The sequence below is a fragment of the Sphingobacterium sp. G1-14 genome (assembly GCF_002196555.1).
Taxonomy (GTDB): domain Bacteria; phylum Bacteroidota; class Bacteroidia; order Sphingobacteriales; family Sphingobacteriaceae; genus Sphingobacterium; species Sphingobacterium siyangense.
The window spans coordinates 3,042,482-3,068,299 of the sequence record NZ_CP021381.1; the positions used below are offsets into that span (position 1 = coordinate 3,042,482).

Annotated in this window: 25 protein-coding genes, 1 tRNA gene and 1 pseudogene; 12 read left to right on the top strand and 15 right to left on the bottom strand. The window is 38.8% G+C overall.

From position 1 onward, the window contains the following. Positions 1 to 45: 45 nt before the first annotated feature. Positions 46 to 1,281: an MFS transporter gene (locus CBM24_RS12750; protein WP_088161515.1), complete on the bottom strand. Its 1,236-nt coding sequence runs from the start codon at positions 1,279 to 1,281 to the stop codon at positions 46 to 48. Between the two features lie 258 nt (positions 1,282 to 1,539). On the opposite strand from CBM24_RS12750, the gene ribB reads away from it, so the two are divergent. The 3 genes from ribB to CBM24_RS12765 all read left to right on the top strand — a co-directional run bounded on the left by ribB (position 1,540) and on the right by CBM24_RS12765 (position 3,593). Beyond that, positions 1,540 to 2,214: a 3,4-dihydroxy-2-butanone-4-phosphate synthase gene (gene ribB, locus CBM24_RS12755; protein WP_088161516.1), complete on the top strand. Its 675-nt coding sequence runs from the start codon at positions 1,540 to 1,542 to the stop codon at positions 2,212 to 2,214. Then, positions 2,195 to 2,953, top strand: a complete 759-nt coding sequence (locus tag CBM24_RS12760) for a siderophore-interacting protein (protein ID WP_088161517.1) — start codon at positions 2,195 to 2,197, stop codon at positions 2,951 to 2,953. The genes ribB and CBM24_RS12760 overlap by 20 nt, the downstream gene beginning before the upstream one ends. A gap of 70 nt (positions 2,954 to 3,023) precedes the next feature. Further along, the gene (locus tag CBM24_RS12765; RefSeq protein ID WP_088161518.1) at positions 3,024 to 3,593 is read left to right on the top strand and encodes a Crp/Fnr family transcriptional regulator; all 570 of its coding nucleotides are present in this window, start codon (positions 3,024 to 3,026) and stop codon (positions 3,591 to 3,593) included. A 91-nt stretch (positions 3,594 to 3,684) separates the two neighbouring features. Here the strand turns inward: CBM24_RS12765 and CBM24_RS12770 are convergent, their stop codons facing one another. The 3 genes from CBM24_RS12770 to CBM24_RS12780 form a co-directional block, all read right to left on the bottom strand. After that, positions 3,685 to 4,920 carry a TCR/Tet family MFS transporter gene (locus CBM24_RS12770; RefSeq protein WP_333888926.1) on the bottom strand — a complete coding sequence of 412 codons (1,236 nt, stop codon included), beginning with the start codon at positions 4,918 to 4,920 and terminating at the stop codon, positions 3,685 to 3,687. Positions 4,921 to 5,055: 135 nt separating this feature from the next. Next, positions 5,056 to 5,526 carry an OsmC family protein gene (locus CBM24_RS12775; RefSeq protein ID WP_088161519.1) on the bottom strand — a complete coding sequence of 157 codons (471 nt, stop codon included), beginning with the start codon at positions 5,524 to 5,526 and terminating at the stop codon, positions 5,056 to 5,058. Between the two features lie 284 nt (positions 5,527 to 5,810). Then, entirely contained in the window at positions 5,811 to 6,263 is a 453-nt protein-coding gene (locus CBM24_RS12780; RefSeq protein WP_088161520.1) for a DinB family protein, read from the bottom strand. 491 nt (positions 6,264 to 6,754) lie between these two features. On the opposite strand from CBM24_RS12780, the gene CBM24_RS12785 reads away from it, so the two are divergent. After that, a complete protein-coding gene (locus CBM24_RS12785) occupies positions 6,755 to 7,864 on the top strand; it encodes a sensor histidine kinase (protein ID WP_157698450.1) in 1,110 nt (369 codons plus the stop codon). A 28-nt stretch (positions 7,865 to 7,892) separates the two neighbouring features. Further along, entirely contained in the window at positions 7,893 to 8,597 is a 705-nt protein-coding gene (locus CBM24_RS12790; RefSeq protein WP_088161522.1) for a LytR/AlgR family response regulator transcription factor, read from the top strand. On the opposite strand, the gene CBM24_RS27740 is transcribed toward CBM24_RS12790, so the two are convergent. The 5 genes and pseudogenes from CBM24_RS27740 to CBM24_RS27290 all read right to left on the bottom strand — a co-directional run bounded on the left by CBM24_RS27740 (position 8,567) and on the right by CBM24_RS27290 (position 12,575). Continuing rightward, on the bottom strand, positions 8,567 to 9,607 hold the full coding sequence (locus tag CBM24_RS27740; RefSeq protein ID WP_232475799.1) for a thiopeptide-type bacteriocin biosynthesis protein: 1,041 nt from the start codon (positions 9,605 to 9,607) through the stop codon (positions 8,567 to 8,569). The genes CBM24_RS12790 and CBM24_RS27740 overlap by 31 nt on opposite strands. A 24-nt stretch (positions 9,608 to 9,631) precedes the next feature. Continuing rightward, positions 9,632 to 11,677: pseudogene (locus tag CBM24_RS27745) on the bottom strand (lantibiotic dehydratase family protein); the annotation flags it as partial. A gap of 12 nt (positions 11,678 to 11,689) precedes the next feature. Next, the gene (locus CBM24_RS12805; RefSeq protein ID WP_075992579.1) at positions 11,690 to 12,058 is read right to left on the bottom strand and encodes a hypothetical protein; all 369 of its coding nucleotides are present in this window, start codon (positions 12,056 to 12,058) and stop codon (positions 11,690 to 11,692) included. 87 nt (positions 12,059 to 12,145) lie between these two features. After that, positions 12,146 to 12,289, bottom strand: a complete 144-nt coding sequence (locus tag CBM24_RS27285; RefSeq protein WP_153848663.1) for a hypothetical protein — start codon at positions 12,287 to 12,289, stop codon at positions 12,146 to 12,148. Between the two features lie 145 nt (positions 12,290 to 12,434). Then, positions 12,435 to 12,575, bottom strand: coding sequence for a hypothetical protein (locus tag CBM24_RS27290; protein ID WP_157698451.1), 141 nt, complete (start codon positions 12,573 to 12,575; stop codon positions 12,435 to 12,437). Positions 12,576 to 12,742: 167 nt separating this feature from the next. Between CBM24_RS27290 and CBM24_RS12810 the strand changes: the two genes are divergently transcribed. From CBM24_RS12810 to CBM24_RS12820, 3 genes are all read left to right on the top strand, one after another. After that, positions 12,743 to 13,003: a hypothetical protein gene (locus tag CBM24_RS12810; RefSeq protein WP_157626086.1), complete on the top strand. Its 261-nt coding sequence runs from the start codon at positions 12,743 to 12,745 to the stop codon at positions 13,001 to 13,003. A 126-nt stretch (positions 13,004 to 13,129) separates the two neighbouring features. Continuing rightward, the gene (locus tag CBM24_RS12815; RefSeq protein WP_088161525.1) at positions 13,130 to 15,547 is read left to right on the top strand and encodes a heavy metal translocating P-type ATPase; all 2,418 of its coding nucleotides are present in this window, start codon (positions 13,130 to 13,132) and stop codon (positions 15,545 to 15,547) included. Positions 15,548 to 15,689: 142 nt separating this feature from the next. Continuing rightward, positions 15,690 to 15,911: a heavy-metal-associated domain-containing protein gene (locus CBM24_RS12820; RefSeq protein ID WP_075992582.1), complete on the top strand. Its 222-nt coding sequence runs from the start codon at positions 15,690 to 15,692 to the stop codon at positions 15,909 to 15,911. A 155-nt stretch (positions 15,912 to 16,066) separates the two neighbouring features. Here the strand turns inward: CBM24_RS12820 and CBM24_RS12825 are convergent, their stop codons facing one another. Continuing rightward, the gene (locus CBM24_RS12825; protein WP_157698452.1) at positions 16,067 to 17,263 is read right to left on the bottom strand and encodes a retropepsin-like aspartic protease; all 1,197 of its coding nucleotides are present in this window, start codon (positions 17,261 to 17,263) and stop codon (positions 16,067 to 16,069) included. Between the two features lie 402 nt (positions 17,264 to 17,665). Here CBM24_RS12825 and CBM24_RS12830 point away from each other — a divergent pair, with 402 nt between their 5' ends. After that, positions 17,666 to 18,226: a TlpA family protein disulfide reductase gene (locus CBM24_RS12830; protein ID WP_088163546.1), complete on the top strand. Its 561-nt coding sequence runs from the start codon at positions 17,666 to 17,668 to the stop codon at positions 18,224 to 18,226. A 94-nt stretch (positions 18,227 to 18,320) separates the two neighbouring features. Further along, positions 18,321 to 19,214, top strand: coding sequence for a cation diffusion facilitator family transporter (locus CBM24_RS12835; RefSeq protein WP_075992585.1), 894 nt, complete (start codon positions 18,321 to 18,323; stop codon positions 19,212 to 19,214). A gap of 56 nt (positions 19,215 to 19,270) precedes the next feature. On the opposite strand, the gene CBM24_RS12840 is transcribed toward CBM24_RS12835, so the two are convergent. The 3 genes from CBM24_RS12840 to CBM24_RS12850 all read right to left on the bottom strand — a co-directional run bounded on the left by CBM24_RS12840 (position 19,271) and on the right by CBM24_RS12850 (position 21,857). Further along, a complete protein-coding gene (locus CBM24_RS12840; RefSeq protein WP_088161527.1) occupies positions 19,271 to 20,299 on the bottom strand; it encodes a Gfo/Idh/MocA family oxidoreductase in 1,029 nt (342 codons plus the stop codon). 62 nt (positions 20,300 to 20,361) lie between these two features. Further along, on the bottom strand, positions 20,362 to 21,093 hold the full coding sequence (rpiA, locus tag CBM24_RS12845; protein WP_088161528.1) for a ribose 5-phosphate isomerase A: 732 nt from the start codon (positions 21,091 to 21,093) through the stop codon (positions 20,362 to 20,364). 11 nt (positions 21,094 to 21,104) lie between these two features. Beyond that, positions 21,105 to 21,857, bottom strand: coding sequence for a DeoR/GlpR family DNA-binding transcription regulator (locus CBM24_RS12850; protein ID WP_088161529.1), 753 nt, complete (start codon positions 21,855 to 21,857; stop codon positions 21,105 to 21,107). A gap of 293 nt (positions 21,858 to 22,150) precedes the next feature. On the opposite strand from CBM24_RS12850, the gene CBM24_RS27750 reads away from it, so the two are divergent. Both CBM24_RS27750 and CBM24_RS12855 read left to right on the top strand, forming a co-directional pair. Then, positions 22,151 to 22,396, top strand: a complete 246-nt coding sequence (locus CBM24_RS27750; protein ID WP_232475780.1) for a hypothetical protein — start codon at positions 22,151 to 22,153, stop codon at positions 22,394 to 22,396. Between the two features lie 106 nt (positions 22,397 to 22,502). Continuing rightward, positions 22,503 to 23,303, top strand: coding sequence for a glycoside hydrolase family 130 protein (locus CBM24_RS12855; RefSeq protein ID WP_232475800.1), 801 nt, complete (start codon positions 22,503 to 22,505; stop codon positions 23,301 to 23,303). 147 nt (positions 23,304 to 23,450) lie between these two features. Here CBM24_RS12855 and CBM24_RS12860 read toward each other — a convergent pair. Then, positions 23,451 to 23,524, bottom strand: a tRNA-His gene (locus CBM24_RS12860). Between the two features lie 247 nt (positions 23,525 to 23,771). Next, the gene (gene htpG, locus CBM24_RS12865; RefSeq protein WP_088161530.1) at positions 23,772 to 25,661 is read right to left on the bottom strand and encodes a molecular chaperone HtpG; all 1,890 of its coding nucleotides are present in this window, start codon (positions 25,659 to 25,661) and stop codon (positions 23,772 to 23,774) included. Positions 25,662 to 25,818: the final 157 nt, after the last annotated feature.

Consider the following 25,818-nt stretch of genomic DNA (forward strand, 5'->3'; position numbering starts at 1 on the left):
GATTTTCTGTTAACTAGCTTTTCTTTAGATTATGGTGTTCAACGCCTAAGAAAAGTTTTTTGGCCGTCTGTCGTAGCAGATATGGATGATGAGAACCAGTAGTGTACAACAAAAGCCTGTCAATACCACGCCATTCCATTGAAAGTATTTCCAAGCGAGCGAGGCCAAGTAACTACCCAATGATCCACCCGCAAAGTAACTAAACATATAGACTGTATTTAGTCGGTTGGTTGCCCCTAGATTTAAGGCAAAGAAAGCAGATTGATTGCTGATATGCATTGATTGTAAACCCAGGTCAATTAAGATTACACCAGTTATTAATCCGGTATAGCTATTCCCCCCGATGTAGAATACAATCCAGCTCAATAGCAGGATACATATGGAACCAAGAATAACGGTATACGTAGAAACACGCGTTGAAATCCGGCCTACCAATGCTGCTGCTAGAGCGCCAACAGCCCCTATTAATCCGAAGGATCCAGCTACAGCGGAACCCGCGTGCAAAGGAGCTTTCTGTAAATGAAATACTAATGTAATCCAAAAAGCACTGAATCCCGCAAAACCTAGGGCACCTCTGAGTGCAGATAGCCGTAATACCGGTTGAGTTTTTGTTAGATGGATCAATGAGTGCATTAATTGTAGATAACTTCCTTGAAATGTCGGATTCACATCGGGGAGTGCGAAAGCTAATAATAACATGAATAGAACCATTAACGCTATCGCTATATAATAGATCGCTTGCCATCCCCAGATATCGCCAATAAATCCTGCTGCGACGCGGGAGAGCAGAATACCTAATAGTAAGCCACTCATGACCATTCCGATTGAAGAATTGCGTTTTTCGGGAGTAGCAAGTTCGGCCGTAAGGGGGACGAGCATTTGGGGAACGACTGAGCTAAATCCAACCATAAAGCTTGCGATATAAAGTAGCTCGAGGCTGGGAGCGAAGACCATTGCCAATAAGGAGGCTATGATAAGTAGAAAAATTGATAATATTAATTTCTTTCTTTTTATCATATCGCCCAAAGGAACGAGAAAGAGTAGTCCTGTTGCAAAACCGATCTGGGTGAGCATAGCAATCATACTAATTGCAGCTTCACTAACGTGAAAGTCTTTTGCCATTAATCCCAAAAGCGGTTGATTATAATAGTTGTTGCCGACGACTATTCCAGTTGTCAAGGTAATAAGCCATAAAAGAGGCTTCGTAAGTATTGGTGTATCCCGCTTTGAGTCTACGTGAAGCTCTATGTTTTGATTTGTTATGTCTGTTGTATGTATCATTTTGAATTTTATTTCCTTGGCTGCAAATTTACAGCGATCAGTAATGGAGGAATTGAAGAATTCGATCCATGAATTGAAGAATTGAAGTTTTGGGTGTTTAAAGATGCTTTAGATTTGAAATAATTGAATGTTGAGCTCCATTTTTGTTTTTCTGTTTTTTGACTTAAGTCAATGTTTATTGTTTTTCATGGATAGATCTTTGTCATCAAATAAGCCAGCCTCTGTTATTCGTAAAGAGGCAGGATAATATAGAATGATATGAGAAATTTGTTAACAATGTTTGGGGATGATCCCATAGCAAGGGTAGAAAAAGCATTAATGGATTTACAGGCCGGTAAAGGAGTTCTTCTTATCGATAATGAAGATCGAGAGAATGAGGGGGATCTTATTTTCTCTGCCCAAAACATGAGCATACCGGATATGGTACAAATGATCCGGTATTGTAGTGGTGTTGTCTGTCTTTGTCTCACCCATGAGAAAGCGAATGAATTAGACTTACCTTATATGGTGTCAGCTAATTCAAGTCCTTACCAAACGCCATTTACAGTATCTATCGATGCAAAGATAGGGGCAACTACGGGGCTCTCGGCTTCCGATCGAATTGCCACAATAAGAGCGGCCTGTGCGCAGGATGCTAAACCGGGGGACCTTGTTCGCCCAGGTCATATCTTTCCCTTCCGGCACGCGAACGGAGTATTGGGTCGCGATGGTCATACAGAAGGCAGTATCGATTTGATGCTTATGGCGGGTTTAGAACCGATGGCTGTCTTATGTGAATTGATGAATGAGGATGGGACAATGGCGCGTTTGAATGAGGTCTCAGCATTCGGACTGAAACATAATCTTACCGTATTATCTATTGAGGATATTATTACCTATAGAAAGCTAAATAATAATTTTCGAAAGACAGCATATGAATCAGACAAACACTAAAAAAATAAGATCGGTATTCCGTGTTGGCCGAAAAGAGTACCTTACACCACATCTTATCCGGGTAATATTTGATTTAACCGATGAGCAGCTCGGGTTATTGGCCGAAGTCAGTTCGGGTTCAAATAACAAGCTTTTCGTTCCGTTACAGCACAATGCGCAAGAAGTAGTCGTCAGAACTTACACCAATCGTAAAATAGATCTTTATAACAGAGAATTGCATGTCGATTTTGTTGTTCACGGTGATAGCGGTCCTGCATCTGCTTGGGCAATCATGGCGGAAAAGGGCGATCAATTGGAAATTGGCATGAAGGAGAGCAAAAGAAAATTGGTTCCCCAGGTAGACTGTTACCTGCTGGTTGGAGACACAACAGCTTTACCTGTTATTGCTGCAATATTAGAAGAGCTTCCAGCGACGGCTAGAGCAAAAGTAATTATTGAGATTCTGGCAAAAGAAGACGAGCTTGTATTGTCCTCAGCCTGCAGCGCACGCATACAATGGTGTTATAATCAGACACCAGAACAAGGGAGTAATCTCGCTGAATATGTTAAGAAAGCCGACTTTAGGGCGGATGATCAAACGAGCTATATCTTTATTGCTGCGGAGTATGCCATTGTGAAAGAATTACGTCATTACTTTCGGGAGGAAAAGGGGAGGACTTCACAAGACCTATATACCTGTGCATATTGGAGAGCGGGGCATGCAGAAAGTGAACTTACGAATTTAAATGAGCCGATCTAGTTCTTGAATTAGTTACTGTTAATCCAATTTTATTAGTTTTGCTGGAAATTAATTTAGAACAGCAATTAAAATGGATGAGCTATTGATATCCTATATCACGAGTAAAATTACGGTAACAGAAGATGAATTACATCTAATAGGCTCCTATTTTAAGCCTTTAAAGCTAAAGAAAAATGAGTTTTTGTTGGCCAATGGTGAAATAAGCCAACGCTCATTTTTCGTGACCAAGGGGTGTTTACGTATTTTTTTTATAAATGAGTCTGGACAAGAAGCAACACGCTACTTTGCCTTTGAGAATCAGTTTGCAACCGCATTAGTTAGTTTTATTACAGGAGAAGAGTCTGAAGAATTTATTCAGGCTTTGGAACCTACTGAAATCTACTATATAAGTCATAAGGATTTTTATCATTTGTTGGACCTTATTCCACAGTGGGAGAAGTTCTACCGTCTCTATTTGGAAATTGCCTATGTAACAAATACAAAGCGTCTGATGTCATTTTTAATGCAAGATGCCCTTGAAAAATATCGTTTATTGTTGGATGAAAATCCAATGGTTGTCAGAAGGCTGTCCAATAGAATAGTTGCTTCCTATCTGAATATTTCACAGGAGACATTGAGCCGTTTAAAGTCAAAGCTCTAAAACTCAACTGGCCTATGCATTTAAGAACTGCATAGGCCAGTTGAGTTTTAGAGGAAGATAGATGAAAATAGTGCAGACTGATCAATCAGGTCTAAAGATTTATTTGCTGATTTCTCCTTTTGCGAGAAGCATTATAGACAATGATCACACTAATCGTCATCAGGATAAATGCTAAGAAAAACGGCGCGCCAGAAAATTTAAATGGTGCTTTGTCATGGGTGAAATAATAAAATAGGTTTGTCATCATCGGTGGACCAATAATCGATGTTGCACTCATTAAGCTTGTTAGTGCACCTTGAAGTTCACCCTGTTCGTTTGAAGGAACATTTTTTGTAATAACAGACTGAAGAGCTGGTCCACAAATACCACCCAAGCAATAGGGGATAAGGAAGACGAACATCATCCATCCTTCGCTTGCAAACGAGAATAACAGTAGTCCAATAGCATACAGGGTCAATCCATAGAAAATGCTTTTTTGTTCACCAAGTTTGGGCGTTGTCCATCGAATTAAAACGCCCTGAACCAATCCAATCAATAATCCAATAACACCTAATGAGATACCCACCATTCTTTCTGTCCAGTCGAATTTATACATGGTGAAGAAGTTCCAGTTACTTTGAACTGCATGGCCTGCGATATATATTAAAATTAAGGCAACGATTAATCCGGATATTTCTGGATGTTTTCCAAGAAACTTAAAGGATCCAATTGGATTTGCGCGTTTCCACTCAAAAGCTCTACGTTTTTCTTTATCTAAGCTCTCAGGTAAGATAAAATAGCCATACAGGAAGTTTAGCATACACAGTCCTGCGGCCGCATAAAAGGGAACCCTGGCACCATAGTGACCAAGTAGACCGCCGATAACTGGGCCGATGATAAAGCCAAGACCAAATGCAGCGCCTATCAAGCCAAAGTTCTTTGCCCGATCTTCATCCGTAGATATATCGGCGATATAAGCACTTGCCGTTGTAAAACTAGCACCTGTCAATCCGGCGATAACGCGTCCTAAGAATAACCAACCTATAGTTGGCGCGAGGGCAAGAAAGATGTAGTCTACAGCAAACCCAAAAAGTGAGATCAAAATAATTGGCCTTCTGCCATATTTGTCACTGAGGTTACCAACGACGGGAGAACAGATGAATTGGGTGAAAGCGTAGGCAAAGCCGAGCCAGCCGCCATATTTTGCCGCTTCACTGATGTCGCTATGAATCAATTCCTCGATAAGTTTAGGGACGACTGGAATAATGATTCCCCAACCCGTAATATCGATTAGTAGTGTAATAAATATGAATCCGATTGCTGCTTTTTTCTTGGAATTTTCCATCATGATTCAAAAGTAATGAAATCCTTAAAAACTTGTTTGTTATTTAATTACGAATTTTTGCTGCGTGTTATATTTTCGGTTGTGTTAACAAACCGAAAACAAGAGGCTTTTTTCTTTCGATAGAACGTCTAGGTATGATTAGATCGCTTGACATTGGGGATGGTGCAGCACAGTAAAATTACATGAATTCGCAATAAAACACAGTTTATTTGCTTGGGCATGTAAGGATAAAGCAAGTTCTATCTGGGATTCATCTGTGATGAGAACCTCGGGGTGTAATATAACTTCCGTAAAACGACCACTTCCATCTCCATCCGTTTCGAGGGTAGCGATAGCATTGTCCGTATAGGATAAAATCTCGATGCCATTTTTCGAGCAGACGTATAAATAGGACATCATGTGGCAAGAAATCAGGCTGCTAAGCAGCAAATCTTCCGGATTGTACAATGCGGGGTCACCCTTGAATGCTTTTGCTGCGGAAACTTGCAGGTCAGCTTTGCCTTCGATCGCGATGTGATGGCTCTTTGTATAAATTTTTGAACCCACAGCACTAGGCTGTTCAGGATGGTTCCATGTTAAGGTCGCTTTAAAGATATGTTTGTAACTCATTTTGTTTCAAAGTTAAGGTATTCTCCAATATTATAGAGGGTCTAGTCCGCCAATTGCAAGATGTGTAGGATAGGTCGCATCGACTAGATCAAAATTTTAATAGAACTGCTTAAAAATCAAAGCGACCATTATCTGGTTGAAAACGAGTATGTCCTAGGGTATTCCTTTTATTACCTTACGGAAGGATTGATCCAGCATGATATTTATCGTTTGGAGCAAATCGGCATTTCAATAAAACTACTTCGTTTGTAATCAGACTACAGTGGCGTCTGATTACAGTACTGTTATGTGCGAACAAAAGTGATATAATCTGTGTTGATAGGTTCAATACCATTTTTCCGCATTTCGCTTGCTATTTGCGCCCTGTGATAGGTGCCATGATTAAAGACGTGTAACAGAATGTCGTTGGCCTTATTATGAAAAGCCTGATGCTGTGTGTTTGTATAATTGATAATTTCATCCTCTATATCATTTCTGCGCTGAATCTGCTGCCCAAATCCTTCTGAAGCTAAATCGTGATACCTTTGGCAATCGATGATACTGTGCTCATCCCAAACACCAACAGGTGGTTTTTCACCAGTTAATCGACTTAACCAAATAATCTGAGCATTGACAATATGGCTAAAGAGCCGTATGCAAGAATGAGGTACATTTTCGCCTTCACTTTTCAGTTTATCCAGTAGTGTTGTATTGGCCCAGTTATTATATAACCAAAGCTGCATAAAAGTAGTTGACATCTAATTGTTGTTTATGTGGGTTCTGTAAAATTAAATATACGGAAGATCGCAATAACTTTTTTTTGCAGAGCCTTCAATTATGGACAATTTATGTTATGTAAATAGACATTTTAGTGATCGCTACGCATTATATTTACCTTAGTAGGTAAGTTTTGAAAATTACCAACTTAATTGAAATTAGAGATAACGCTATTCTATATTGATAAATTAGCAAATTACTTTATTTGCTGGATGAACTAGCTGTTGAGTGCACGCTAAAAATCGTATTCATTTTAAAGCAATATATTTGTTACAATTTTATTGTTTTGAGCGTAATGCTATTTTTTTGATTTGCTCAGATCCTAATTTGGATATATTCAGATTGTTAGCGTTATAGGTGGTTGTTTTTTGTCGCAGAAATGTCTTTTTGCGTTATCACTTGATAAGTCAGACTACCACAAACTAAAGGATATCATTATATTAGACTGATATTATTGAAAAGTATGCTATCTATGAACAGGTTTTTCCAAAATTACAATACGGGGAAACGTATTATTCTTCATTTGTGTTTTTGGTTTTTGGTTTTGGGAATGCAATTCATTTCCTATCAGCGGATAGATATTGATAATTCCTGGATTTTGTTTGTAAAGGACGTCTTTTCTTTGTTGACAATATTTTATGTGACAGCATATATCATCATTCCGCGGTGGTTTATTCCAGGGAAGTTTGTATTATGTATATTATGGTTGTTGTTTATTTACGCCTGGTGGTCGTTTCTAAGTTACTTTGCTGCCCTATTAACGTTGAAATATCTAACACCAGATGTTCGCCTGTCAAGCTATCTTGAAATAATATTAAGTCAAGGAATCTTTGGTGCTTTTCGCCTTTCTTCCATTAGCGATTATTTGTTGGATTTTATTTTTTTGGTGGCGCTGCCATTGACTGTAAAAATTGTACAGGCATTTATGTCTGTCAGAAATTCAAAAATGAAACTCGAATTGAAAAATTCAGCATTAGAATTGAACAATGTCCAATTGGAACTTGCCTTTCTAAAATACCAGATTAATCCACATTTTTTACTTAATACACTTTATAGCATCTATGTGCTGGTATCTGATCATGATGAACGAGGCGGCGAAAGTATGATGCGTTTAAGTAGTATTATGGTGTATTTACTGCATGAAAGTAATCAACCCAGGATCGAAATTAGTCGCGAATTTCAATTGCTAAAGGATTATGTTGAATTGGAAAAGTTACGCTATAGCGAGACCGTGCAGATCAATCTAAATTTGGTGGCCGAGGACGAAAACAGCATGATTGTTCCTTTGATCTTTTTTCCGTTTGTGGAAAATGCATTCAAACACGGACCTCGGTTAAGTTCTTCGGCGGGATGGATATCCGTAGACATTAAGGTTGCGGATGACAAGGTGTATATGCACGTGGCTAATGCGTATAGAGAACTTTCAAAACCAGAAAATTATATCGGCGGATTAGGGATAGAAAATGTAAAAAAACGACTGGAACTTCATTATCCTCATAATCACAATTTGGAAATAAAGTCGCAGGAGGGTGTATTTAGTGTTAATCTTGTTGTAACTTTACATTCGGAAACAGAGCCGTAGCACCAAAGCAACGGGTTGCGAAGTACTTATGAATAGAATTAAAACTATCCTTATTGAAGATGAGCCTATTGCGAGAGGTCGCCTGGAGAAATTAGTTTCCAAATTAGGCCTGATCGAAATATTGGGTGTATTCGAGAGCCCATTGCAAGCAATTGACATTTTAAGGCAGCACGAGGTAGATCTCATTTTGTCGGATATAGATATGCCTGAAATGGACGGAATTACCTTTCTCAAAGGACTTGCTCATCCACCATTTGTTGTTTTTATAACTGGGCATTATGAGTATGCGGTCGATGGATTTGAGCTGGATGTGATCGATTATATCTTAAAGCCACTCCTGACGGAAGAGCGCTTGATCAAGGCAATTGAAAAAGTCCAAAAGGCAATTTTGTTTTCTAGAAGGGGCCCACAGGGTGAAAGAAAGGCGATTAAGATAAAGGATCGGAACAAAACTATTTTTATAGATCCGGCGGATATTTTCTATCTTAAAGCCTGGGGGGATTACATTCAAATTTATACGTTAGAAGGTATGCAAACGTTGCTGTCTACCATGAAAGATATGGAAGCAGAACTGCCTTGGGATATGTTTGCTCGTATGCACCGGTCCTATATTGTCAATATCAAACAGATCAAGGGTGTTGAGGCAAGTAAAGTCATTCTGAAAAATGGGACAGAACTCGCTATAGGTTTACAATATCGTAATCAACTTTTCGCGAAGATGGGACTCCTATAATTTATCGGATTCATACGTTCTTTCTGTTTCCCAATTTGCATTTTATAATAGCCAACCATAAAGTGGTAAACGGCAAGTTCATGTAAGCGTTGATCAGACATGAACAATCGATTAATAAACATATGAACGTAGCTTGATAGTAACGATGTCCGAGCCGACTTGAATTCATCTTGCTCGTTATGGCTCTGTAAGGTGTTAAATATGCTGTATTGAAGTGCATTTAGTTTCTTTTTCGATTCTTCTAGGTTGTCTAAAGGTTTGTCGAACCAGTCTTTTTTCTCTTTAAACTTATTGTTGAGATGAATCCAAAGGTTTTTATTATTATCAAATTCTTGCTGATAAAGGGTATTCATCTGTAGGCAGAAATCTCTTTTCTCGATCAGTGTAAATTTTGCAGCTTCTAATAGCGACTCAATATTTTCGAAAGCCAGGCGCCATCGATCATTGATTGAAGTACTTTGTTGAATAACCTTCAGTACCGTTTCGCTCTGTTGATAGAATAGCTCCTCACTAAGTTCCATACAAAATGGGGTATAGCGTTCAATCTCCCGTGTATAAGTGTCAAAGGATAGCGTTGATATCTGGCCGTCTTTAATAAACTGTTCCAATAGGGTATTAAGCGTGGATATAACGAAATAATACTGGCTTGGATCTGAAAGCTCAACTCTAAACCTAATGTGGGGCGATGGATCGTTGTACCGTATAAAAAACCATTTTTTTAGGACATTTTGTTGACTAATTGTCTCTACGATAATGGGGAAAACTTCCTTTAACAAGGTGTCTGCAAAATGTAAACCACAATAGATCTTGGCGTAAAGCCATTCACTGCCCAAAGGGAAGCATCTTTTTAGGTTATTGTCTTGCGGAGCTGATTCATTTGTGAAAGTCTCCTGCTGTGATTCTATTGGAATAATGATTTCGTTGGCAAAAATATGTCCATCTTTATCCCTGGCTATTGATGAATAGTCATTCAGGATATATTCGGTTAATATGGTCTCTCTTTTGCACATATGATCCAATATGATTTCTATGCAAAAAGGATTGTCTAAATTTATCAACAGTTCATTATCGCCGCTGCTGATGATGACCATTGCAGGGATTGCTAACTCCGCTTGTATATTTTTTATGAAAGCCTGAGGGTTGCTGGGGTATTTCGCTATTTTTTGAATTCGCCACTGGGCTCTAGACAAGATAATATTTTTGTAGCTTATTCTTGGGAGCCTCCGCTGCTCTTTCATAATTCCCCAATTCCAGGAAAGATCCAACCTATTATTTTGGAACTGAAAATCTGCGAGAAACTTATAAATATTCATACCTTGTTCAAAATTGTGGGCCGTCGTCAAACGGGGGATAACCATTTTATTGAATTTCTTGGACCATAAGATTAGACGCTGTTCTTTAAGGAACAGGTATAAGTCATTAACATCAATTTGCTCTTGTTCTTCGTCGATTGTTGGGCTTAGACAAATTGATGCCTTTCGCAGCGCAGGTCTATAAATTATATTACCAGCATTATTGTCTGGGTAATGACAAATCTCGGCAAGTATTGCATTGGGAAACTGCTGTTGCTCTTTGTTGGCCGATTCTTTTAATTTGTTATGCAATTCTTCATCCAAATGTGCAAATCTGGAAATTAAGTTTCCTGATGACGAACCACCAATAGTACTTAGATTGAAGAATAAATTTTCCTGACATGAACTTCGAAGGAGATTGCCGATGGCATAGAATGAAGAAGGGATAGTATGGGCTGTTTGTTTACGCTGTTTAGCGATATGATCTAGATCTTTGCCGGTCAGCCGAATTTCGGTGAATTGATTTTTTACACTTTCTACAAATTTTTCAATGACCAGATCTTGATAATGGTGGTCCCCATATTTTTTTTCGCCCGTCGGAGTGATGTTTTTAACATCCCCGAGTATTTCATCCGTTATATTGTAAACACCTTCTTGACGTCCGTAACCAATCCCAATATCGGGGTCTAGAGCTGTCGTTAGCGGGACCATTCTATCTTCATATTTAACAGAGAACGCAGCTCTAAACTGGTCAAAATCTGTTAACTTAGCCTGGCTGCAAAGTGGCAGTAAATCCTGAAATTGATCTCTTATGTGATTTAATGCGGTATCTGATAAATTGTTTTCGTCCATCCCTATGAGTAGGTCCCCCTGTAACGAATTGGTCATATCGAGGTCTGGAGCCAAAGGCTGCAATAATTTAAGGATGGCGGTTCGGATCTCAATGACAGATTGAGAACTATGAAGCCATCTTTTTATCGTTAATAAAGGATTTAAATAATTTTCCGCCTTATCCACTCTTTCAAGCGTCGTTATCAGGCTATCCAGATAACCTCAGCCAATTACATTGGGCTGTAATTCAGAAGATATGATTCCAAGGCTGATGAGGTTATTGACGAATAGGGGCGCATGCGTTGTTGATGCTCCAAGACCTTTCAGCAGATCGATTAATGATTGATAGTGGCTGGTTCTCTTATTACGTTCAAAGTGTTGGATGACTCGATCCAAAACTGGGGTAAGCCTTATGCGTTTCAGGATATGCTGTCCTTTCTTCCCATTTGACACTTTTTGATAATATTTGTAATATTTACCATCTAAGTATAAGGTCGGATTGATACGATAATAGAGTTGACTGTAAATTCTTTTATCTTTTGATAGCTGTTCAATAATTCCTGTCAAAATGGTGGCATCCAGTTTTAATACAGCTTTATTCGCATTAGCCCTAATTAACGATACCTTTTTTTCGGAGACGGCAATGTTCCCAAAAGATACCCCTGCGAATAAACCGAAAGGCGTACTTCTAGTGCTCATCCTAATCGCATATTTGAGTAGTGAAGCGATCATTTTTGAGCTGCTCTCTTTCTTGTATTCAAGCCATTTTTGAACTTCTACTGAGAAGGCAGGGCTTGCCAGAAATAGGGCTTCTTTTAATTGCTCATTTTGAAACAAATGACGAAGTTTTTCTTCTATTTCATGTCTCTCTTTTATCGTTAAAAGATCAACGGCAAATGCAGCTGGAAGCAGCGGCGTGCGCAGAAGAAAATAATCGGATAAGTGGAATAATGACATGAATTAGTAGGACTAGTATTGCATGACTTGTTTTATACAGGACTGAAACATTTCGGGCGAAATTGGTTTTTGTAGTGCAAAATGCTTTCTGTTTTTGATAAATTCCGGATAATGCCAGCGTGACACAGCGGACGTTATGATCAGGATAGGAATATCGGCGATCAATTCGGCAAGTGTATTAATATTACCGCCGCTAACAATGAGATCGAGGAATAGGATGTCTGCAGATTTTAGATCATGACTAAATAATGCTGGATTTTCAATGTCTTCAACCATCTTTATCAATTGAAGATCTGGAAACATGTGAATGTATTCAACTATTTTTTTTGTCGCCAAGGGTTCATCCTCAATAAGAATACATTTAAGCTTGGGTGAAGTCATATACTCGGTTCTTTTTTTATTTAGTAGGCAATAAAGACGATTGCTGTAAAGGCGCCTACCAGAACGCCCTCACAGCATTATCCTCTTTTATATTACTTTTGAAGATGTAACTGTCTTAATAGTTACCAGTTCCATATCATCAAAATCAAAAAATGAGATCGGTTCGACCACGCAGACAGTTTGTACATCCAATACAAAATCCTCCGCTAAAAAATTTTCAATGTTTTCCATAGTTATACGTTTAAATTGTAAACAAATGTGCTAGCTATGGAAAAGAACAACGAAAAATATCGACAGAATTGAAAATGAATCGGACGAACTAAAGAATCTATTCGACGAAAAAATAGCGCCTGTTCCTATTTCTGTTCGCCGTGTATTAGATGCTGTTCAAATCGTCTGCTAGATTATAATCAGCATTGAAAGAAGGTCCATCGTATGCTGTTGGAAAATTCGACAAAATAGCATTTGAGTACGATGAAATAGTGACGGCATTATTGTAGGATTCTATCAGGTTCATTATTTTAGGACTATCTATTTTAGCAGCGAAAAACCATTTCTTTAGCCATTAAAACCGTGTTGCGTAAATAGATAAACTAATGAGAAGGCTTGAGGTAAGTCCTTGACCAGAAAAGCATCTGCCAAATAAATAGGTGAGTAGTGTGAGCGCGTAAAACAAATGAGAATATGAATTTATCGAATGAAATGCACAGTTTTTTGAAAAGAGAAGGGTTACGGTTATTTAGAAAAAAAGTAAGCTGGCAGACCTCTGCGAAATATCAGATCTATGCCGATGGGAAAACAAAGATTGGTGTCGCATTTGACAGAATTCAAAATTTTATCGATGAAAATACCGATGCATCCGGCTGGAGTGGAATGGAAACGATTAAACTCGAAGAGCGCGGTGATTATATTATCTATGGTTTTGTTGAGGAAGTGGAAAGCTAAAGAAGAATTGAGTTTAACCTGTCGTATCGTATTATCGAATAAATATTACAAATCAATTCCCTAATTGTGTAATGATTTCGATGTTATTTGTGGCCAAATTTGTTGTGTAAAATAAAACAATCAGTTATGGCGACAGATATTTATAAAGATACGGTTTATCTACCTTTAGAAGATGTTGAAAGCGAACATTGTGCTTCAATTGTCGAAAAAGGACTAGCTCAGGTCAAAGGCTTGGCGAGCTATCGGGTGGAATTGAATAACCATAGAGCTGCCATCGTACCTAAAGATAGTGAAGCGGTCGTTAGCAGTGTAAAGACGATCAAAGATCTTGGTTATGGTGTTTCTACATTGACCAAAACATTTCCAGTTCTTGGGATGACTTGCGCCTCATGTGCCAGTAGCGCCGAAAGTATGGCGAAATATGAAGAAGGGGTTGTCAATGCGTCTGTAAATTTTGCAACTGGAAATCTTACAGTTGAATATTTGCCTAATATTACGGATCATTTAAAAATTCAGAAAGCAGTCCAGGCTGGTGGCTATGATTTATTAATCGAAGATGAATCTACACAGCAGGAAACATTGGAGGCTATTCACGCAGCTAAATTTCGCCAGCTTAAAATCAAAACACGATGGGCAGTATTGCTATCTCTTCCCGTAGTTGTGATTGGTATGTTCTTTATGGATATGCCGTATGCAAATCCTATTATGTGGCTGTTTTCTACACCCGTAGTTCTTTGGCTAGGCAAGGACTTTTTTATCAATGCGTGGAAACAAGCGAAACACCGTTCGGCCAATATGGATACACTTGTTGCGTTGAGCACGGGAATAGCCTACATCTTTAGTGTATTTAATATGCTCTTTGCTGAATTTTGGCATCAACGTGGCTTGCATGCACATGTGTATTTTGAGGCCGCCTCTGTTGTCATTGCTTTTATTTTATTGGGTAAATTACTGGAGGAGAAGGCCAAAGGTAACACCTCATCTGCCATTAAAAAGCTAATGGGGTTGCAACCTAAGACGGTTATGGTCATTCAATCGGATGGGGTAGAGCGTCAGGTCCCTATAGAGGCCGTTCATACTGGCGATATCATTCTGGTAAAACCAGGGGAGAAGATCGCTGTCGATGGTGTTGTTATCAGTGGAAATTCCTATGTTGACGAAAGTATGTTAAGCGGAGAGCCGGTCCCGGTTTTAAAAACGGGAAATGAACAGGTATTTGCAGGGACGATCAATCAAAAGGGAAGTTTTCAGTTCAAAGCTACAAAAGTTGGCCGGGAGACAATGCTTGCACAGATCATTAAAATGGTTCAGGATGCACAGGGAAGTAAGGCTCCTGTGCAAAAACTGGTCGATCGAATTGCTGGTGTATTCGTTCCTGTTGTCATTGGTATTGCTATTCTAACTTTTCTACTGTGGTTTACTTTAGGTGGAGAAAACCATTTGGTACAGGGTTTGTTGGCGACAGTAACGGTTTTAGTTATTGCGTGTCCCTGTGCACTAGGTTTAGCAACTCCTACAGCGATCATGGTTGGCGTGGGTAAGGGAGCTGAACAGGGCATTTTAATTAAGGATGCGGAAAGTCTGGAGCTGGCCAAAAAGGTAAGTGCAGTTGTTTTGGATAAAACCGGTACCATTACGGAGGGAAAACCTGTTGTTACTGACGTGTATTGGAAAAATAATGAAGATAATTTGAAAGGTATCCTGTTAAGCCTGGAGAAACAGTCAGAACATCCATTGGCAGAAGCTGTTGTAGGGTATTTTAATGATGTGAAAGTTACTCCAATATCCTTTATCGAAAGTATTACAGGGAAGGGTGTAAAAGGCAGTGAAGGAATCGAAACTTACTATGTAGGGAATCGGAGGTTGTTGGATGAAAATAGGATTACAATTTCGACAGAATTGACGGAACATGCTACTCAATGGGGAAATCAATCGAAAACAGTGATCTGGTTTGCCAATAGTCATACTGCATTAGCTGTAATTGCCATTGCGGACCAGATTAAGGAAACTTCTGTACGTGCAATCAAGGAGATGCAAGCAATGGGAATTGAACTATATATGCTGACTGGTGACAACGAGGCTACAGCGAGGGCCATCGCTGCGGAAACAGGGATTCAGCATTACAAAGCCGAGGTATTGCCAGAGCACAAAGCCGATTTTGTTAAGGAATTACAGCAAAGGGGGCAGGTAGTTGCTATGGTTGGGGACGGTATTAATGATAGTACAGCCTTAGCAACAGCGGATGTCAGTATTGCAATGGGAAAAGGAAGTGATATTGCTATGGATGTAGCGAAAATGACAATTATTTCTTCTGATTTGACGAAGATACCCGAGGCAATTCGACTTTCGAAACAAACGGTCGCAACGATTAAGCAAAACTTGTTTTGGGCATTTATTTATAATTTAATTGGAATTCCCCTCGCTGCAGGCATTCTGTATCCATTCAATGGTTTCCTTTTAAACCCGATGATAGCTGGAGCTGCAATGGCATTGAGCAGTGTAAGTGTCGTCAGTAATAGCTTGCGGCTTCGCTGGAAAAAATAGCTAACGATGGTTGAGCTGTAGACCGTGTTTTAAACGGTAAATATTGTAAAACAAAATAGAAAAACTGTAAGTATAGCCAATTGAATTAAAGGGATATTTGTACAGATAATTAAATAGATTAATAACATTAAAATTAAATAACATGGAAAGCAAAGAACTTCAATTCAAAACAAACCTCACTTGTGGGGGATGTGTATCCAAAGTAAGTGCAGATCTGGATAGTGTGGACGGTATCTGTGAATGGAATGTTGACACCACAAATGCAGACAAAATTCTGACTGTAAAATCTGAAGGCGTTTCGGAAGAAGAAATAATTGAAATTATCAAAAAGAAGGGTTTTAATGCAGTGACCTACTCCGCATAATTGTTTCATAAATCTATAGAAGCATCACACCCTAAAAGCTAGACAAAACTTTTAGGGTGTTTTTATGAAGTATAATTATAAGACGAAACTGAACTCAGTTTTATTAGTTTTAAATTTGGGGTTTCCTTTTTAGCGATTTTAGTTTTAGATTCCTGTTAATTAAAATGGATAAACATGTCTTTAAAATTAAGTGTCATTTTAGAAAATTGGCGGATAATATCTTGTCCTATATTTCCATATACAGTTTCATTCTTGATTTTCGATTTTAATAGGTTTATTTTTTTAAGAGCGATCGGTTTATCGCCGATATGGAATGTATGTTGTATGACAAAGCCATCATATTCAACGTTACCACCTGCGCCTCCCATGGCGACTTTGGTCGGTATACCATATTTTTCGATATGCTGTTTGTAGGTTTCGTAAAATGGCGCATAAAGGATTGTATTTTCCGCTCCCGTATCAAAGGTATAGTGCTTTCCATCAATGGCAATAAGAGGTGATAACCCATCTATTGCAAGATTTGAAGCCTTTTTTGTAACTGTAGGTCTCTTAGGTACGATAAAAAAATCATCTTGTGTAAGCTGTACTTCTTGCAGTGCTTCTATGACTGGGAAGCCTATTATGCCATTGATCTGATAGCCAATTTGTGGGATATAAAGTGCACTGTCTGGGAAAACCAGAAATATAGCATTCGATATACTGATGTTACCAAGTTTTAATTGTTTACAGACTGCTAAATCGGCTTTGATAGCAATACCTGTAATTGCGTCTACATCAATATCTGCACGGATCATATCCATATGAAGTCGTTTGGCCACGGACTCCGAAACTGTAGATAGATTTGCTCCGGTGTCAAATATGAAACTTGCTGTATCGCCGTTAACCTCTACTTTCAGATTCTTCAAGCCGGCTTTATCTTTCGTCATTTTAAGACGGGTATCGTCGTTGATTTGTATAAGCTGCGGCTTTACATGATCAAGTGCTGACCAGATTTTTAGATTGTTTCGGAGATCCGCTCTTGTATCTGTTGACAGCAAGGAATCGAATTCGAGTAGGATTTTTTGCGTTGTCTGTTTTGCCTCATCGTAATCTTTCAGTTTGACAAAATTATCTTCCTGAATACGTCGTATTTTTAGTCGCAGTGTGTCAGGCAATTCTGCTGTTGCTGTGTTCAGCAGTGCAATTTTTTTGTTTGAAGCGATGGGCCTATTAAAGGCATTATCGAGTATTGCCAAAATAAAAAGTTGCTCATGGGCGTTTAAAAAAGTTTTATTTACCTTAAAAAGGTCACGGGCGGTGAAGAAATCTTTTGATGCTATTAGCCGGTATAGGTTATTGAATTTAGTTGACATGGCTTGCCCGAAATTAAGCTGGGGGGTGAGGAATAACAGGAAATATATTAACAAGTATTTTTTGAAATGATTTGCGGGGAGATTCATGATGTAGTCAATAAATTGTCTTTTGATCAGTGATATGTTCACTCTTTTAAATGTCGGAAAAGTTCTTGTTATTTTTTCAATTTTATTGTTGCTTATTTTGTTATTGATCAATTGTTTATGTTGTGAAGTTGTTTGCAATACTTGTGGTCTTGAATAATTAAGGTTAAATTAGCTAATGTTTTGAGAAATTTCTCCTAGGAGGATTGGATTGACGAGATCTCCGAATTCGGATTTAATCTTTTAGCCCTTACTTTAAGAGAACGATTAGTGAACAGAGATTTATTTTAATAGAATAATTTAATGAAACAAAAGACGATGAATATTAGGTTTAATAGAGGGGTTATTTTTTTTGGTCTCGCAGCTTTATCGACCAGTTTATTTTTTAGCTGTGGAAACACAGGGACTAAAAGTGAGACCAAGGCCGAAAAGGTGGAGGAACCTGTTGAAGCGACTGCACCCACAACGCAGGAGCTATCTTTTAAGGATAAAGAGGGGAAGGTTCTTCAATTAAGTGCTTTAAAAGGTAAGGTCGTATTTATCAATTTCTGGGCGACTTGGTGTCCTCCTTGTATTCATGAACTACCTTCCATTGACCAGCTTAGGCAATCACTTAAAGATAATAAGGATATCGTTTTCCTCATGGTGGATGTTGATGGCGACATGGAGAAGTCTTCAGCATTCATGGCAGAAAACAAGTTTGATCTGCCCCTTTATATAGCAGAGGGTGAAATTCCTGCAGAATTTTTAGGGCAGTCCATCCCGACAACAGTGATCTTGGATAAAACTGGAAAGATCGTCGAGCGTCTGGAAGGAAGCCGTGACTATGGGACTCCTGAGATAAAAAAAGCATTGCAGGATATCGCAAGCGGCAGTTAACGATCGATTATTGTAATCGCTATTTTCTATAGATGGAGAATAGAATTTGATGAGAAAAAACAGTATTTTCGCGGTGTCAAGTTAATTTATAGCGATGTCCGAACTTCAAGAGCAGACTGCAGTCAGAACGACTTATTTTAGTATTGTAGGCAATGCATTACTAGCATTGTTAAAATGGCTAGCTGGTTTCTTTGGAAACTCCTATGCCCTGATTGCGGATGCAATTGAGTCAACGGCGGACATTTTCTCTTCATTTCTAGTGCTTCTGGGTTTAAAATATGCGCAACGACCTGCCGACGACAATCACCCGTATGGTCATGGTCGGGTAGAACCCCTCATTACATTTATTGTCGTTGGTTTTCTCATCGTTTCTGCAACCATAATCGCTTATGAAAGTATTGAGAATATAGGAACGCCACATGACTTGCCAAAGCCTTGGACTCTATTTGTTCTTGGCGGAATCATCGTATGGAAAGAAATTTCGTATAGGATCGTTATGAAGAAAAGTAAAGAAACAAATAGTTCTTCACTTCGTGCAGACGCTTGGCACCATCGAAGCGATGCGATAACGTCAGTTGCAGCCTTCATTGGGATATCTATTGCATTGTTACTCGGAAAAGGATATGAAAATGCGGATGACTACGCGGCATTATTTGCTGCTGGATTTATACTGTATAACTGTTATCATATTTTCAGACCGGCGCTTGGCGAGATAATGGATGAAAATGTATACGATGAGGTCATTGATAATATCCGGGAAGAAGCATTAAAGGTAGAGGGGATAAAAGCCACAGAAAAATGTTTTGTCCGCAAATCGGGGGCTAAATATCATGTCGATCTGCACGCTATTGTTGATAGTGAAATTACCGTAAGGGAAGGGCATGAGTTGGCACATAAACTCAAAGACCATTTGGTTGCGCATATTCCTGATCTCGGTCATGTGATGATCCATATTGAACCGAACGAATGTCTTTGGAAAGCAAATTGAAATGGCAGCACATGTTAGTTTTCTTGAACCGTGCCGCCATTTGATTGTTTAGAAGCTTAGGTATTTTCAGCTTCAAGCAATTCGATCTGCCATTTAACCTGATCCGCTTTAATAGGGTAATCGATATTATTTCTTAAGCTTTCATAAATGGCTTCAAACAGCTGATTGTAATCTCCTTTATGTGGCGTTACTAAAGACTCATGTTTTTGATTTGAAGCGTCTATCGTAACAAGTTTCCCCTCTTGGCCGGCTGGCTCAAGGCCATAAGATGGATTGTCAGGTAACATACCATCTAGCAATTGCTGTTCTTGCACATCTGTCATATTCTTGATAAAACTCCCTTTTGTGCCATGTAAAACAAAGGCGGGCTGTGGAGAGGCAACAAGTAGACTTCCCGTTAAATACACGTTCAGTCCAGCTGGATAATAGAGCTGGTAGTGAAAATAATCTGCAACTTTAGAATCCGGCCTGTTAATGGATGTTGTCTTGGTAAATTTAACCGGTTTTCCAAAAAGTGAGATTGCCTGATCAATAAGGTGAGGGCCTAGGTCATAAGTAAGACCATTAGAAATATACTGCGTATCTTCCTTAAAGTATTTTTGTCCCAATTCCATTTTATAGCGATCAAATCTGAAATGTACTTCAATTAGCTTTCCTAATTCTCCACTGTCAATCACTTTTTTAATGTCTAAAAAGTGACCGTCATACCGTCTGTTTTGATAGAAAAATAATTGTTTGCCTTGTTTTTTGCTGATGGCAAGAAGAGTGTCGAATTGTGTAGTGTCATCAACGGCAGGTTTTTCTATCAATACATGTTTTCCTGCTTCTAGGGCCTCTTTGGCATATTGGAAATGTGTATAGTTTGGTGTATTCACAACGACCAGTTCGACGCTTTCATCCGCTAGTAATTCAGCAATGCTATTATAGCTTTTTATTGCCGGATAAAATTCATGTGCTGCTTTTTTCGACCGTTCTACAACAGCGCCGAGATTGAAATGAGGATTGGTATGTATAAATGGTGCGTGAAAAACACGTCCTGACATGCCAAAACTCAGTATTCCTGTGTTAATTTGAGTGTGTTTCATGTTAATTTAAATTACTTTACCGTTGTCTTGTTGGTTGTTAGACTTCAATATAAACTTTAATGCTATTGCGTGACAATCTTATCCGTGTCTGATTCTCCAAGGTTGTTTGCAAATAAATGTGTTACGCCGTCTTCTGTTGCCAAAAGACATGCCGAACACAGCTGATAAAAAAGTGAATGTTCTACAACCCCTATAATGAGTTTGATTTGCTTATTCAAATCAAAAATATCGGGCAGTTTAGAAAAATAAATATCTGCCAGGAAATTACCTCTCTCAGAAAGGAGAGGCCCCGATTTTTGTTCAGATTTTCGTAATACAATGTCGGATATCGTTGTAAAATAACTTGATTTTAGATTTTCACGTACCGATAGCCAAGCTTCTGGTATAATTTCAACACATAACGGATGCTTTGTGCTAAGTTTTTCGACCATCTTTGAGCCATCGACCAAGAGAATAAACTGCTGCGCCATATTCGCCATAATCTTCTCACCCGTGTGCACGCCACCGCCACTTTTGAATGCATTTAAATGAATGTCGACCTGATCACAGCTGTCAAAATAATAGTCCAGCGTTGTTAGGATACTGTTATCAACACAAATAAGTCCATTCTCTTGGAGCAGCGTTTTGGTTTCCAAGGAAGGTGATGTAAATTTTAAGCTGGATTTAAAGCTGATACTGCTGGCGATTAATTCAATGAAATAAGCTATTGTTGATCCAACACCTAGTCCAATGAGCTGATCGGGTTTTAATAGTTGAAGAGCAGCTTTGGCAGCTTCCTGTTTGAGATTGTTCATAAACGGTAAACTTATAAGATTGTAATACCTTGTGCGGCATAAGGCTGTAAAATGCGGTCAAAAGGATCCTTTTCTGTAATTAAATAACTGATATCAGAGATGGGGCATGTCAGGAAAGAAGCCAAGGTATCAAGCTTATTGCTTGTTGTGGCAGCAACAATGTTCATTGAATTTTTACACAGTACTTTTTTGATAGCTGCTTCTTCGTGTGTTCTTGATGTAAGTCCGCGGTGGAGATCCAGGCTACATACACCTATGAAGCTGATATCCGCGTATATGTCTTCAAATGTGGAGATCGTTTGCTGTCCTTGCATAGTAAGTGATGATTTGCAGAAAGTGCCACCAGCAAAAATCAAGGTGATGTTTGGGAAGTTGGCAAGTATATTAGCTATTGGGAGACTATGTGTAACAACAGTAAGGGTTAGGCTATCGGGAATATTTCCTGCAATTGTCTGTGTTGTTGTGCCGCCATCGAAAAAGACAACTTGATGATTTTTCAATAGTGTGATCGATTTTTCTGCTATGGATTGTTTCTCCATAACATCAAGGTTGTTTCGGTCGTATATATCGAATGGCATGTTTGAACGTAGCGTGGCGCCACCCCGAATAGCGCGAAGCAAGCCGGCGTCGGATAACTCTTTAAGATCACGTCGGACGGTATGTTCAGAGACACCAAGTTCAGCTGCTAAGTCTACCATCGCTAATTTTCTTTCCTTTTTGATTTTAACCAATATAAAATCGTGGCGTTCCTCTTTGGATATCATGCTATAAATATAGCGCTTTTATGCTATATGTTGCAATATTTAACCTTATATTTGTTGTTATGTTGCAATATATTGCAACATAACGAGTTGTTTATCGATAAATTGTTTATTAGTTTTCTAGGTGGCTTCCAATTCAATTTTTGATGAACTTGTTTTTGTGCCATCTATTTCTTTCAAATAGCGTTATATTTGTGAATGATCGGGGGGGCAGATTCGCTCACCTTTCTGTTGTAACCAATTCTAATTTTCGCCTTTACAGGTTTGCATCTTAAGTATGGGAGATCAAATAAAACATGAATGTTATCGTTAAAATTGCAGGTTCTATAGTGTTCGTCTTTTTATGTGGCTGTAACGTACAGCCTGGCGGAAAGCTTAAGAAAGAACAATGGGTATTAGGAGGCTTTGAGCGGCCCAAAGGTATCAATCCAATTATTGAGCCTGATACGAGTTCGGTATTTTATGATCCAATTCTGAAGAAGGAGATTCGATGGGAGGACAACGACACTTTTAATCCTGCTGCAGTGGTAAGGGGGAGATAGTGTTTATGTCATTTATCGTGCAGAAGATCGGACAGGGAAGGCTATTGGCCACCGGACCTCCCGACTGGGATTAGCAGCTAGTGCTGACGGTATTCATTTTGAACGACTGAAAACACCGGTATTCTATCCAGCTCCCGATGAGCAGCAGGATAACGAGTGGCCCGGTGGGACGGAAGATCCCCGCTTAGCACAGACGGAGGACGGGCGTTTTGTGCTATTTTATACCCAATGGAATCGAAAGGTGCCACGCTTAGGTTTAGCAATATCCACTGATCTGAAACACTGGACTAAGTATGGTCCCATTTTTAAAAAATCGAAAAACAGGCCCACTCTTGTTGATGAACCGCACAAATCAGCTTCTATTGTGACAGTAATGAAAGGTAACAGACAGGTCATAGCTAAAATCAATGGGAAATATTGGTTGTACAGGGGGGAACATGGTGTGTATGGCGCCACATCTGATAATTTGATTGACTGGGAGCCCGTAACAGATAAAAAGGGGGCATTGATCGCTTTTATTTCGCCAAGGGATGGTTATTTTGATAGTTCATTGACGGAGTGTGGTCCCCCGGCAGTTTTGACTGATAAAGGAATTGTATTGTTGTACAATGGTAAGAATCATGCTGAAAAAGGAGATAAGCGCTTTAATAAAAATACTTATTCCGCTGGGCAGGTTTTATTTGATTCACGAGATCCGACAAGCGTATTGGCTCGAATGGATGTTCCGTTTTTGCGTCCCATGGAATCTTTCGAAAAAAGTGGGCAATATATCGATGGTACGGTTTTTATTGAAGGATTGGTCTTTTTTAAACAAAAATGGTTTTTATATTATGGCTGTGCTGACTCCAGAGTTGCTGTGGGCATTTATGACCCAGGAAATCCTTCCGTCATGGACCCCTTACCCTAATCGGTGTAAATCTGTTTGTATAGCATGAAAACAGTATTGAGTCTGAATTTTATATTAATTAAAGATTGATGGAGCAATTTTGAAGGGGGCTGTATGGGTTGAATTCGCAAAATTAAAAAAAGGCAGATCATTTGATCTGCCTTTTTGGGTAAGTAATCGGGCTCGAACCGACGACCCCTAGAACCACAATCTAGTGCTCTAACCAACTGAGCTATACCTACCGTGATTTTGATGATACAAAAGTACGATTAAACCCTATTCCCTCCAAATATTTGATTGAAAAAAAACAGCGTTTAATGCCAACTAGGTGAAGATTAGTTTATTAAATTTTAATAAAAAACATCGATATGGTTATGTTTCGATGTTGATATGCATTTCACTTGTCTAAATTTGTCATTTGCTTCCGATATTTAACAAAAAATGCGGTTCCTACCATAGAAACCGCATTTTTTGTTAAAAGAAATATGATTAGATCATTTCTACACTTCTCTTCACGAAAGACGTTAGATCTGCTCCTGACAATAAACCTCTGGATAAGAGCGCTAAATCAAAAGCCTGTTTTGCTAGTTTTGAACCTTCTTCGTCCGATGACGATAAAATTCTTTTGATCAGCGGATGGTTCCCGTTGACAGTTACTTTATAATTATCGGGCAATGAACCATAAAAATTCATACCACCACCTGTCTTGGCCATATCTTTCATTCGGCGCATAAATTCATCAATTGTTACTGACACAGGCAAATCGCCTTCATTTAATGCATCAACCTCAACTTTCATGTCTTGACGGGAGATTGCTTTTTCAAAAACCGCTAGTGCTTTTTTAGATTCTTCTTCCGAGAGGGCAAGTTCGACCTTTTCGTCTTTTTGGATCAATTTATCGATAACGTCAGCATCTACACGCTTCAGCTGTACCTTTTCACCGCCTTTTTGCTCCAAATAAGCTGCAAAGTGCGTATCCAGTGGCCCATCGAGCATCAAAACATCGTACCCCTTATTTAATGCAGTTTGGATGAAACCATCTTGTTGAGCAGCATCATGTGTATATAAATAAACAATGTTTCCATCTTTATCTACCTGGATATCTTTGACCTTTTCGTAATACTCCTTAATGGTGAAACTTTGGTTACCTGTGTTTTTTACTAAACAGAAGTCATTTGCTTTTTCAGCAAATTTTTCATCGCTTAGCATACCGTATTTGATAAATAAACCGATATCCGTCCATTTCTCTTCAAATCCCTTACGATCAGTCTTAAATATTTCGTTCAATTTGTCGGCCACCTTTTTGGTGATATAACTGTTGATTTTTTTAACGTTACTGTCTGCCTGTAAAAATGAACGGGATACGTTTAATGGAATATCCGGCGAATCAATTACCCCATGAAGTAACATCAAGAATTCTGGAACAATATCTTTCACCTCGTCGGTGATGAACACTTGTCTAGAATAGAGCTTGATTTTATTGCGTTGGATCTCCAGCTCATTTTTAACTTTAGGGAAGTAGAGGATACCTGTCAGGTTGAATGGGTAGTCTACATTGAGGTGAATCCAAAACAATGGTTCATCCATTGAGTAGGGATAGAGCTCGCGGTAGAAGGCTAGATAATCTTCGTCTTTTAATTCAGACGGCGATTTTGTCCAGGCCGGATTGGTATTGTTAATGATATTGTCTACCTCTACAGATTTGTATTTTGGTTTTCCTTCTTCGTCTTCACCATCCGGTTCAGAATTTGTTTTGGTGCCAAAACGGATTGAAATAGGAAGAAATTTAGCATACTTATCTAAAATGTCCTGTAAGCGCGCCTGGCTTAAAAATTCAGTTGATTCTTCGTTAATATGCAAGATGACATCTGTTCCGCGGGTGGTTCTTGTACCTGTAGAAATTTCGTAAGATGTACTACCATCGCAAGTCCAATGAGCAGGTTCTGCTCCATCCTGATAAGATAAGGATTGGATTTCTACTGTATCGGCTACCATAAATGCGGAATAGAAGCCTAAACCAAAGCGGCCAATGATTTCATTTGCATCATTTGCTTCTTTGAATTTTTCCATGAACTCTGTTGCTCCTGAGAAAGCGATCTGGTTGATGTATTTTTTTATTTCATCTGCTGTCATACCAATACCATTGTCGGAAATAGTGATGGTCTTGGCAGCTTCATCAAATTTTACGTCTACAATCAATTCACCTGTTTCTCCTTGGTATTGACCCAAAGATGCCAGGCGTTTGATTTTTTGAGAAGCATCAACTGCATTAGATACCAGTTCACGCAAGAAAATTTCATTATCAGAATATAAGAACTTTTTGATTACGGGAAATATGTTCTCCGTGTGAATTGAAATACTACCTTTTTCTGGATTCATAATTTGTATGTCGCTATTTTTAATTTTATGATTTGTTTAAAACATACAATCAGTGTTCCAAATCGTCTTTATAGGACATGATGGCAGGAAACAGCCTATTTTGTCATAGGCTCATTCGGTGAATTTAAGGGCTCTATAAGTAAACTGCCAGCGAGAG

Bases quoted from the DNA above. Each gene is read 5' to 3' on its own strand.
- CBM24_RS12750 (WP_088161515.1), bottom strand. From the start codon at position 1,281: ATGATACATACAACAGACATAACAAATCAAAACATAGAGCTTCACGTA.
- ribB (WP_088161516.1), top strand. From the start codon at position 1,540: ATGAGAAATTTGTTAACAATGTTTGGGGATGATCCCATAGCAAGGGTA.
- CBM24_RS12760 (WP_088161517.1), top strand. From the start codon at position 2,195: ATGAATCAGACAAACACTAAAAAAATAAGATCGGTATTCCGTGTTGGC.
- CBM24_RS12765 (WP_088161518.1), top strand. From the start codon at position 3,024: ATGGATGAGCTATTGATATCCTATATCACGAGTAAAATTACGGTAACA.
- CBM24_RS12770 (WP_333888926.1), bottom strand. From the start codon at position 4,920: ATGATGGAAAATTCCAAGAAAAAAGCAGCAATCGGATTCATATTTATT.
- CBM24_RS12775 (WP_088161519.1), bottom strand. From the start codon at position 5,526: ATGAGTTACAAACATATCTTTAAAGCGACCTTAACATGGAACCATCCT.
- CBM24_RS12780 (WP_088161520.1), bottom strand. From the start codon at position 6,263: ATGTCAACTACTTTTATGCAGCTTTGGTTATATAATAACTGGGCCAAT.
- CBM24_RS12785 (WP_157698450.1), top strand. From the start codon at position 6,755: ATGAACAGGTTTTTCCAAAATTACAATACGGGGAAACGTATTATTCTT.
- CBM24_RS12790 (WP_088161522.1), top strand. From the start codon at position 7,893: ATGAATAGAATTAAAACTATCCTTATTGAAGATGAGCCTATTGCGAGA.
- CBM24_RS27740 (WP_232475799.1), bottom strand. From the start codon at position 9,607: ATGTGCAAAAGAGAGACCATATTAACCGAATATATCCTGAATGACTAT.
- CBM24_RS12805 (WP_075992579.1), bottom strand. From the start codon at position 12,058: ATGACTTCACCCAAGCTTAAATGTATTCTTATTGAGGATGAACCCTTG.
- CBM24_RS27285 (WP_153848663.1), bottom strand. From the start codon at position 12,289: ATGGAAAACATTGAAAATTTTTTAGCGGAGGATTTTGTATTGGATGTA.
- CBM24_RS27290 (WP_157698451.1), bottom strand. From the start codon at position 12,575: ATGAACCTGATAGAATCCTACAATAATGCCGTCACTATTTCATCGTAC.
- CBM24_RS12810 (WP_157626086.1), top strand. From the start codon at position 12,743: ATGAATTTATCGAATGAAATGCACAGTTTTTTGAAAAGAGAAGGGTTA.
- CBM24_RS12815 (WP_088161525.1), top strand. From the start codon at position 13,130: ATGGCGACAGATATTTATAAAGATACGGTTTATCTACCTTTAGAAGAT.
- CBM24_RS12820 (WP_075992582.1), top strand. From the start codon at position 15,690: ATGGAAAGCAAAGAACTTCAATTCAAAACAAACCTCACTTGTGGGGGA.
- CBM24_RS12825 (WP_157698452.1), bottom strand. From the start codon at position 17,263: ATGTCAACTAAATTCAATAACCTATACCGGCTAATAGCATCAAAAGAT.
- CBM24_RS12830 (WP_088163546.1), top strand. From the start codon at position 17,666: ATGAATATTAGGTTTAATAGAGGGGTTATTTTTTTTGGTCTCGCAGCT.
- CBM24_RS12835 (WP_075992585.1), top strand. From the start codon at position 18,321: ATGTCCGAACTTCAAGAGCAGACTGCAGTCAGAACGACTTATTTTAGT.
- CBM24_RS12840 (WP_088161527.1), bottom strand. From the start codon at position 20,299: ATGAAACACACTCAAATTAACACAGGAATACTGAGTTTTGGCATGTCA.
- rpiA (WP_088161528.1), bottom strand. From the start codon at position 21,093: ATGAACAATCTCAAACAGGAAGCTGCCAAAGCTGCTCTTCAACTATTA.
- CBM24_RS12850 (WP_088161529.1), bottom strand. From the start codon at position 21,857: ATGATATCCAAAGAGGAACGCCACGATTTTATATTGGTTAAAATCAAA.
- CBM24_RS27750 (WP_232475780.1), top strand. From the start codon at position 22,151: ATGAATGTTATCGTTAAAATTGCAGGTTCTATAGTGTTCGTCTTTTTA.
- htpG (WP_088161530.1), bottom strand. From the start codon at position 25,661: ATGAATCCAGAAAAAGGTAGTATTTCAATTCACACGGAGAACATATTT.